At 69.8% G+C, this 8,582-nt stretch carries 9 protein-coding genes; 5 read left to right on the top strand and 4 right to left on the bottom strand.

The window, feature by feature from the left end:
* From HW577_RS15345 to HW577_RS15330, 4 genes are all read right to left on the bottom strand, one after another.
* Positions 1 to 1,194, bottom strand: a complete 1,194-nt coding sequence (locus HW577_RS15345) for an amidase (RefSeq protein WP_198377029.1) — start codon at positions 1,192 to 1,194, stop codon at positions 1 to 3.
* Positions 1,195 to 1,289: 95 nt separating this feature from the next.
* Positions 1,290 to 2,669: an esterase-like activity of phytase family protein gene (locus HW577_RS15340; protein ID WP_198377028.1), complete on the bottom strand. Its 1,380-nt coding sequence runs from the start codon at positions 2,667 to 2,669 to the stop codon at positions 1,290 to 1,292.
* Between the two features lie 87 nt (positions 2,670 to 2,756).
* On the bottom strand, positions 2,757 to 2,912 hold the full coding sequence (locus tag HW577_RS15335; RefSeq protein WP_198377027.1) for a hypothetical protein: 156 nt from the start codon (positions 2,910 to 2,912) through the stop codon (positions 2,757 to 2,759).
* A 76-nt stretch (positions 2,913 to 2,988) separates the two neighbouring features.
* Positions 2,989 to 3,711 carry a GNAT family N-acetyltransferase gene (locus HW577_RS15330; RefSeq protein WP_198377026.1) on the bottom strand — a complete coding sequence of 241 codons (723 nt, stop codon included), beginning with the start codon at positions 3,709 to 3,711 and terminating at the stop codon, positions 2,989 to 2,991.
* A 92-nt stretch (positions 3,712 to 3,803) separates the two neighbouring features.
* On the opposite strand from HW577_RS15330, the gene HW577_RS15325 reads away from it, so the two are divergent.
* The 5 genes from HW577_RS15325 to HW577_RS15305 all read left to right on the top strand — a co-directional run.
* Complete coding sequence (locus HW577_RS15325) at positions 3,804 to 4,613, top strand: ferredoxin--NADP reductase (RefSeq protein WP_198377025.1); 810 nt, start codon at positions 3,804 to 3,806, stop codon at positions 4,611 to 4,613.
* Positions 4,614 to 4,753: 140 nt separating this feature from the next.
* A complete protein-coding gene (locus HW577_RS15320) occupies positions 4,754 to 5,875 on the top strand; it encodes a TRAP transporter substrate-binding protein (RefSeq protein WP_198377024.1) in 1,122 nt (373 codons plus the stop codon).
* Positions 5,876 to 5,947: 72 nt separating this feature from the next.
* The gene (locus tag HW577_RS15315; protein ID WP_198377023.1) at positions 5,948 to 6,601 is read left to right on the top strand and encodes a TRAP transporter small permease subunit; all 654 of its coding nucleotides are present in this window, start codon (positions 5,948 to 5,950) and stop codon (positions 6,599 to 6,601) included.
* Between the two features lie 12 nt (positions 6,602 to 6,613).
* Positions 6,614 to 8,023, top strand: a complete 1,410-nt coding sequence (locus HW577_RS15310) for a TRAP transporter large permease (RefSeq protein ID WP_198377022.1) — start codon at positions 6,614 to 6,616, stop codon at positions 8,021 to 8,023.
* The coding region (locus HW577_RS15305; RefSeq protein WP_198377021.1) for a hypothetical protein at positions 8,023 to 8,582 on the top strand (560 nt) is incomplete at its 3' end. The genes HW577_RS15310 and HW577_RS15305, both read left to right, overlap by 1 nt.

Here is an 8,582-nt window from a genome sequence, read left to right as displayed (position 1 = left end):
TCAGCCCGGCAGCCCGGCGGCCGCGGCCACCTTCTCGGCCAGCGCGAGCAGCGCCCGGTCGCGGCCGGGCCCCGCGACGAGCGAAAGCCCGACCGGCGCGCCGGCGATGCGCGCGACCGGCAGGGAGACCTCCGGCAGGCCGGCGAGGCCCGCGATGGCGGTGACACCCATGGTCCTCTCCCGCACCGCGTTCTGCTCGGCCTGCGTCGCGGTCAGCCGCGGCGCCGGCGAGGGTGAGGTCGGATAGACCAGCACCGCGCCGCCGCCGAGCAGCGCATGCAGCCGCGCCTGGACGATGCGGCGGAAGGCACGCCCAGCGGCCGCCTTGGCCGGGTCCATGGCCTTTGCCGCCGCGAAGCGCTCCTTCACGCCGGGGCCGAAGGCGGGGTCCGTCGCCTCCACCCAGGGGCCGAGGCTGGTCCAGGCTTCCTCCGCCTGGGCGCAGCGGAAATTCTCGTAGAAGGCGTCGAGTCCCTCCGGCGCGATGGAGATGGTCAGCGCAGGGCCGAGGACCTTCTCCGCCGCCTCCAGCCCCTGGCCGTTGGACAGGCAGGCCGCGGTCGCGGGCTCGGCATTCACCCAGGCTTCCTTGACCTTGAGCAGCGGGCCGAGCGGCGCATCCCCGCCCGGGGGCAGCAGCACATCGCCCGCGCGGCGCAGCACGGAGGCGCGCGCGGCGAACCACCCTGCCGTGTCGAAGGTGGGACCGAGCGGGCAGGCGCCGACGAGGCTCACAGCCCCCCAGCTCGGCCGGATGCCGAAGACGCCGCAATAGGAGGCCGGGATGCGCACCGACCCGCCCGTGTCCGAGCCCATCGCGATGTCGCACAGCCCGGCCGCGACCGCCGCCGCCGAGCCGCAGGAAGACCCGCCAGGGAAGCGGTCCGGCGCGCCGGGATTGACCGGCGTGCCATGCCAGACATTCTCGCCCGTCAACCCATAGGCGAGTTCGACCGTCTTCGTCTTGCCGACGAGGCGAGCGCCCGCGCCGAGCAGCGCCGCGACGACCGCGGCATCCCGCGTCGCCGGCGCGTGCGTGCGCGCCCAGTCGGGATTGCCGTAGCCGGTGACATCGCCCGCGGTGTCGTAGAGGTCCTTCACCGCGAAGGTCAGCCCCGCGAGCGGGCCTTCGGCGGCACCGGCACGTTCCGTGCGCGGCCCGGGCACGAAGGCGCCCACGCTGTCCTCGGCCATGCTCGCCGCTCCTTGCCTTGCAGGCGCGAAATTGCGGCAGCGCGGCCAGGGTTGCAACGGGGGACGGAGTCGGCGCCCCTCCGTGCCCGCAAGCATCAGCGGGCGCGCAGGAACTCAGGCACGCGCAGCAGGATCATCTCGTTCGCATCGGCCTGGAAGAAGTGCCGGCCGGCACTGAAGGGCAGGTTGTTGTCGTTGCCGACGATGATGTGCTCGGCATCGACCGCCGCGACGTTCTCGATGGTGAAGAAGGGGAAGGTGAAGCGGTCGCGCGGCGCGTTCGCCGGCAGGTCGCCGCGGATGCGCGCGAGCCCTTCCGTGTCGCGGATCGCCATCAGGTCGATATGGCCGATCTTGCGCACGAAGCCTTCGGCATCGACCTGCGCGAAGTCGACGAGGTAGACGCGCTTGAAGCGCGCCGGCAGCGGGAAGCAGGGCGCCTGGGCGGTGGGCCGCGCGCCCTGCGCGCAGGCGAGGCCCGGGTCGCCTTCCCCGTTGTCGCGCTCGATCACCAGGGCGCGCGTCGCGTCGATGAAGTTGAAGTCGCCGATCGCGGTCGCCCCGGGTTCCAGCCGGTAGCGCACGGAGCGGCCCGTCCAGTCCATGCGGGGAACGCTGAATTCCAGCACGCGCAGGAACTGGCCTTCCGGCTGGTCGGAATTCGGCGCGAAGAGCGGCTGCTCGAGCATCGCCCAGAGCGTCTGCGCATCGGGCGTCAGTGCCATGCCCTCATACCCGCCGGAGCGGCGCACGCGATACGGCACGCCGGCGGACGGGCTCGCCGCCACCTGAAGCGCCGGATGGTCGGGCGACATCAGCACCTGGCCGTCCATGCGCGTCTCGATCACGCGCTGCACCACGCCGTCGGCGGCGATGTGGATCAGGAAGGGCCCGAACTCCTCGCCGATCATGAAGGACCCGTCGGGCAGCGGCTGGATGCTCTCGAGGTCGAAATCGGCGCCGGTCAGGTAGCGCGCCTCGGTACCCTCATGCGCGATTCGGACGGGGATGCGGCGCAGCGGGTCGCGCAGGAAGGTCGTCTGGAGCAGCGCGACCTCGCCGGTGCGGAAATCCGGGCGGACCTTGTGGAACATCAGCAGCGCGTCGGGGCTGTTGCGGCGGTTGCCGAAGCCGTTGTCGGTCAGCACCCAGTAGGCGCCGGGCTCGTTCGCCACCGGCTTGATGCCGGAGAAGCCCTGCACCGGCTGGCCGATAAAGGGGAAGGCGATGCCGGTCGGGCGGTTGCCATGCATCGCGCCGGTGTCGCCCATCACCGCGCCGGGGCGGTCGATGCGCAGGTTGCCCGGGCCGGCGAACTTGCCGGACAGCAGCGCGTCGCGCGGCGCGTCGGCGGGCGGCAGCACCATGGTGAAGGCGGGCAGCACGGCATGGCCGGCGAGCGTCGCCTCGAATCGCTGGTCGGCCAGCGCCGGGCCGGCGGCGATGAGTGCGGTGGCGAGAAGGAAGCGGCGCATGGGACCCCCGTTCGGCTTGGAACGGGGCGGCTCTAGACCGGCGATGTTGCGCCGCGGTGACAGGATCGCGGCAGCCGGACGAAAGCGTCACGTCGCGTGCAGGAGGGCGACCTTCGTCATGGCGCCGACCAGCACCGCGGCAGCGATGGCCGGCCCCTCCCCTCGCCTGTGCAGGCCGGCATAGGCGAGGCCGGCGAGGATGACCGCCCAGCCGGCGATCTCGGCAATCGAGGGTTCCAGCATGATCCGCCTCCCGTCGCGGGTGATGCATGCGCGGGAGATGGTGTGGGCGGCCTGCCCGTCGCAAGCCCTCCCCGCCTCAGCGCCGGAAGGCCGCCAGGCTCCGCTTCGGCCGCCCCCCGGCATCCCAGTTCGCGGCATCGAGCCAGCCGGCGATCGCGTCCCGGCAGGCGGGCCATTCCTCGGCGAGGATCGAGAACCAGGCCGTGTCCCGCCGCCGCCCCTTGACCACCAGCAGGTTCCTCAGCGTGCCTTCATAGGTGAAGCCGAGACGTGCGGCGGCCCGGCGCGATGGCATGTTCAGCGCGTTGCACTTCCATGTGAGCCGCCGGTAGCCGAGGTCGTCCATCGCGTGGCGCATCAGCAGGAACATCGCCTCGGTCGCCGCGCGGGTGCGCTGCATGCGCGGGCTGAACCAGATGTTGCCGATCTCGATATGCGCGTGGGCGGGGAAGATCTCCATCAGCGTCAGCCAGCCATCCGCCGTGCCGGTCGCGTGCGGGCGCACGGCCCAGGCGATCGGGTCATGCGTCGTGGCGAAGCCGCCCAGGAAGCCGCGCAGCGCCGCTTCGTCGGCAAACGGTCCGTAGCCCATATAGGCCCAGGAGGCGCCGCCACGGTCGGTCTGCATCGCCTGCCAGAGCTCCTGCGTGTGGCGCAGATGCAGCGGCTCGAGATCGACGGACTGGCCGCGATGCGGGATGCGCGCGGGCAGCGGGCGTGGCGAGGTGTCGGGCAGCAGCGGCCCCACGGGCGGGTCGGTGACGGGGTCGAAGGGGACGCCTTCGGGCAGGTCGGTCATGCCGCCAGGGAAGCGCCGGGTTTGCGCGCGCGCAAGGACCGAAGGGGATTCCCTGTTGCACAGCGTGCGGCAGCGCAGCACAAGACCCGGCCATGAACGACGCCACCAGCCCCGCCCCGCCCGTGATCCCCGCCGCCTATTTCGGCGAGCGCGTCACCTGGGTGCACCATTGGACCGACCGGCTGTTTTCCTTCCGCTGCACGCGGGACGCGCATTTCCGCTTCCGCGCGGGGGAATTCGCGATGATCGGGCTGATGGTGAACGGCAAGCCGCTCGTGCGTGCCTATTCCATGGCGAGCCCGACCTGGGACGAGGAACTCGAATTCCTCTCGATCAAGGTGCAGGACGGGCCGCTGACCTCCCGCCTGCAGCACATCGCCGTCGGCGACACGGTGCTGATCGGGAAGAAGCCGACCGGCACGCTGGTGACGGACAACCTCCGGCCCGGGCGGACGCTGTGGCTGCTGGCGACGGGGACGGGCCTCGCCCCCTTCCTGAGCCTCGCCCGCGAGCCCGATGTCTATGACCGCTTCGAGACGGTGGTGGTCGCGCATACGGTCCGCCAGGTGGCGGAACTCGCGCATCGCGAATTGTTCGAGCGCGACCTGCCGCAGCACGAGTTCCTCGGCGAGATGGTCGCGGGCAAGCTGCGCTACTATCCCTCCGTCACGCGCGAGCCCTTCGCGACGCAGGGCCGCATCACAACGCTGATCGAGAACGGGCGGATCTTCGCCGATCTCGGCCTGCCCGTGCTGTCGCCCGAGCATGACCGCGTCATGCTCTGCGGGTCGGAGGCGATGAACCGCGACTGCAAGGCGATGCTCGAGGCCCGCGGCTTCGAGGAAGGTGCGAACAACGCGCCCGGGACCTATGTGGTGGAAAAAGCCTTCGTCACGAAATAGTGATAAGCGCTCCGTCATGCATGTCACGCATGGCGAAACCTTTCAGCCAGCCCATTGTCTCCCGCGATCCGATCCCATATCGGATCGATAACTGGACGCGCCGGTAAACAAGAATTCGGCCGGCCTCAGGGAGGATGTGAATGACAGACCAGAATGCGCCCGCTCCGGCGCGCCGCGGATTCCTGAAGGCCGCCGCGGTGGGCGGCGTCGGCGCGGCGGTGCTCGCCACGCCGAATGTCAGCCGTGCGCAGACCGTGACCTGGCGCTTCCAGTCCACCTGGCCGCAGCGCGACATCTTCCATGAATTCGCGGGCGACTTCGTCAGCCGCGTGAACGCCATGGCGGGCGGCCGGCTGCGCATGGAACTGCTGGCCGCCGGCGCGGTCGTCGGCGCCTTCCAGCTGATCGACGCCGTCTCGGCGGGCACGCTCGATGGCGGGCACGGCGTCTCGGCCTATTGGTTCGGCAAGAACAAGGCCTTCAGCCTGTTCGGCACGCCGCCGGCCTGGTTCTACGACGCCAATTCCTACCTCGCCTGGTTCTACTACGGCGGGGGCGAGGCCCTGTACAACGAGCTCATCAGCCAGGTGCTGCGCGTCAACGTCGTCGGCTTCCAGACCGGGCCGATGCCGACCCAGCCGCTCGGCTGGTTCAAGAACCCGGTGCAGAACGCCGAGCAGCTGCGCGGCCTCAAGTACCGCACGGTCGGCCTCGCGACGGACCTCTTCAACGCGCTGGGCGCGGCCGTCACGGCGCTGCCGGGCGGCGAGATCGTGCCCGCGCTGGAGCGCGGCGTGATCGACGGGGCGGAATTCAACAACCCGTCCTCGGACCGCGTCCTCGGCTTCCCGGACGTGGCCAAGAACTACATGATCCAGTCCTACCACCAGAACACCGAAACCTTCGAGGTCCTGTTCAACAAGGCGAAGTTCGACGGGCTGCCGGCCGAGCTGAAGGCCGTCATCCGCCACTCCGCGGAAGCGGCTTCGGCCGACATGTCGTGGAAGCAGCAGCTGCGCTATCCCAACGACCTTCAGCAGATGGCCGCGACGCAGGGCGTGAACGTGCAGGTCACGCCGCGCCCGGTGCTGGAAGCCCAGCTGCGCGCCTGGGACGGCGTGATCCGCAACCTGGAAAGCGATCCCTTCTTCAAGAAGGTGACCGACAGCCAGCGCGAATGGTGCCGCCGCGTCAGCGCCTTCTACTTGCGCTACCAGGCAAGCCCGGCGCTGGCCTACAACCACTTCTTCGCCCGCGGCTGACACGCCGCGGCGGCAAGGGCGCCCGTCCCGGGACACCGGGGCGGGCGTTCGCGCAAGAAGGGAAGCCTTCGGATGCAGCTTCAATCCGCGCTGCTGGGGATCGACCGGCTGAGCACATTCGTGGGCAAGACCTTCGCCTGGTCGATCCTCGTGCTGACCTTCGCCGTCGTCTACGAGATCGTCATGCGTTACGCCTTCCGCGCGCCAACGAGCTGGGCCTACGACGTCTCCTACATGCTGTACGGCACGCTGTTCATGATGGCGGGCGCCTATGCCCTGTCGCGCAACGGGCATGTGCGCGGTGATTTCCTGTACCGGAACTTCAAGCCCACGACGCAGGCGAAGTTCGACCTCGTGCTCTATGTCGCGTTCTTCTTCCCCGCGATCTTCGCCTTCATGATCTCGGGCTGGTCCTTCGCACATATCTCCTTCCTGCAGAACGAACGCTCGATGTTCAGCCCGACGGGGCCTGTCATCTGGCCGTTCAAGTTCCTCATCCCCGTCGTGGGCGTGCTGCTGCTGCTCCAGGGCGTGGTCGAGGTGGTTCGCTGCATCCGCTGCATCCGCACCGGCGCCTGGCCCGACCGCCTGTCCGATGTTGAGGAACTCGAGCAGAAGATCCTCGCCGCGGCCGCCGAAAGGGACCCCGAGCAGCTGGCGCGCGAGATCGCCGCGACCGGCCACATTCCCGGCGAGCGCGCCGGCGACGAACACACCGGACGGTAGGGCGTTCTTCCGATGAGCGACGGCGCGCTGGGGCTCACGCAGCTCTTCCTGTTCCTGTTCTTCATCATGCTGGGCTTCCCGATCGCCTTCACGCTGATGGCGATGGGCCTGCTGTTCGGCTACCTCGGCATGGGGGATCGCGTCTTCGACCTGCTGGTGCAGCGCACCTACTCGGTCATGTCGAACGACGTCCTGATCAGCGTCCCGCTCTTCGTCTTCATGGGCTACATCATCGAGCGGGCGAACATCCTCGACCGGCTGTTCCGATCCCTGCAGATGGCCTCGGGCAACATCCCCGGATCGCTCGCGGTGGCCACGCTCGCCACCTGCGCGCTGTTCGCGACGGCGACCGGCATCGTCGGCGCGGTGGTCACGCTGATGGGCCTGCTCGCCTTCCCGGCCATGCTGCGCGCGGGCTACGACGTGAAGCTCGCAGCCGGCGTGGTCTGCGCGGGCGGCTGCCTCGGCATCCTGATCCCGCCCTCCATCATGCTCATCCTCTATGGCGCGACGGCGGGTGTGTCGGTCGTGCAGCTCTACGCCGCGGCCTTCATCCCGGGCGTGATGCTGGCCGGCCTGTACATCCTCTACGCGATGGGCATCGCGATCGTGAAGCCGTCCGTCGCGCCGCGCCTGCCGCCGGAGGAGGTGAACATCCCCTTCGGTCGCATCCTGGTCGCGCTGCTCACCTCGTTCATCCCGCTCGCCGCGCTGATCGCGATGGTGCTCGGCGCCATTCTCCTCGGCCTCGCCACGCCGTCCGAAGCGGCGGCGATGGGCAGCCTCGGCTCGATCATCCTCGCCATCGTCTACAGGTCCTTCAGCTTCGACAAGCTGAAGGAAAGCGTGTTCCTCACCGCCCGCACCTCGGCCATGGTCTGCTGGCTGTTCGTCGGCTCGGCGATCTTCTCCTCGGTCTTCGGCTATCTCGGCGGGCAGGAGCTGGTGGAGCAGTTCTTCAAGTCGCTGCCGCTCAACACGCTGACCTTCATGCTGCTCGCGCAGGCGCTGATCTTCGTGCTCGGCTGGCCCCTGGAATGGACCGAGATCATCGTGATCTTCGTGCCGATCTTCCTGCCGCTGCTGGATGATTTCGGCGTGGATCCGCTGTTCTTCGGCGTGCTGGTCGCGCTGAACCTGCAGACCTCCTTCCTCTCGCCCCCGGTCGCGATGGCCGCCTTCTACCTGAAGGGCGTGGCGCCGAAGCACGTGCGGCTCGAGGACATCTTCAAGGGCTGCATGCCCTTCATCTACATCGTCGTCTTCACCATGGCCTGCGTGTACATCTTCCCCGGCATCGTCACCTGGCTGCCGAGCGCGCTCTACGACGTCGCGCCGACCGGCGGCACCTCCAACGTGCTCGAGGCGCCAGCCGGCGGCTTCCAGGTGGACGAGGAGCCGCAGCTCCCGTCGCTCAACTGATGTCCGGGACCATGGAGCACGCCGCGCGGCGCGTCCTCGCCGCCGCGCTGGTGGAAGCCTTCGAGACCGGCAATCCGATCGTGCCGCTCTCTGCCGATCTCCGCCCGCCGGACATCGCGGCGGGCGAAGCGATCGCCGAGGACGTGCTCGACGCGCTCGGCCTGCCGCCCAGCGGCCTTCGCATCTCACCCGGGCCGCACGGCGCGATGCTCGCCGGGCCGATGCTTGATGCGCGACTGCTCGCCTCCGGCGCGCGCGTGGCCCTCGGCACGCTGCGCCATCCGCGCCTCAGCACCGCCGCGATCGGCGTGCTGGCGGAACCGCTCGGCACGGGCGCGCCACGCTTCGCCGCCATCCTTCCCGCGCTCGACATCGCCGGGAGCCGCTTCCGCGACGGGGCGCAGGACGATGCCGCAGCGGCGGCCGACCTGGCGGGACTCGGCCTGATCGTCGCGGGTCGGCGCGCCGCCTGGGACGGCTCCGGCGCCGCGGCCGCGCTGACCAAGGGCAAGGCGCGTCCGCGCGACGTGCCGGTCGACCTCGAGGCCAGCTTCGCCGC

Source organism: Neoroseomonas rubea, from assembly GCF_016106015.1.
GTDB lineage: Bacteria > Pseudomonadota > Alphaproteobacteria > Acetobacterales > Acetobacteraceae > Neoroseomonas > Neoroseomonas rubea.
This window is presented reverse-complemented; position numbering and strand designations above follow the sequence as displayed.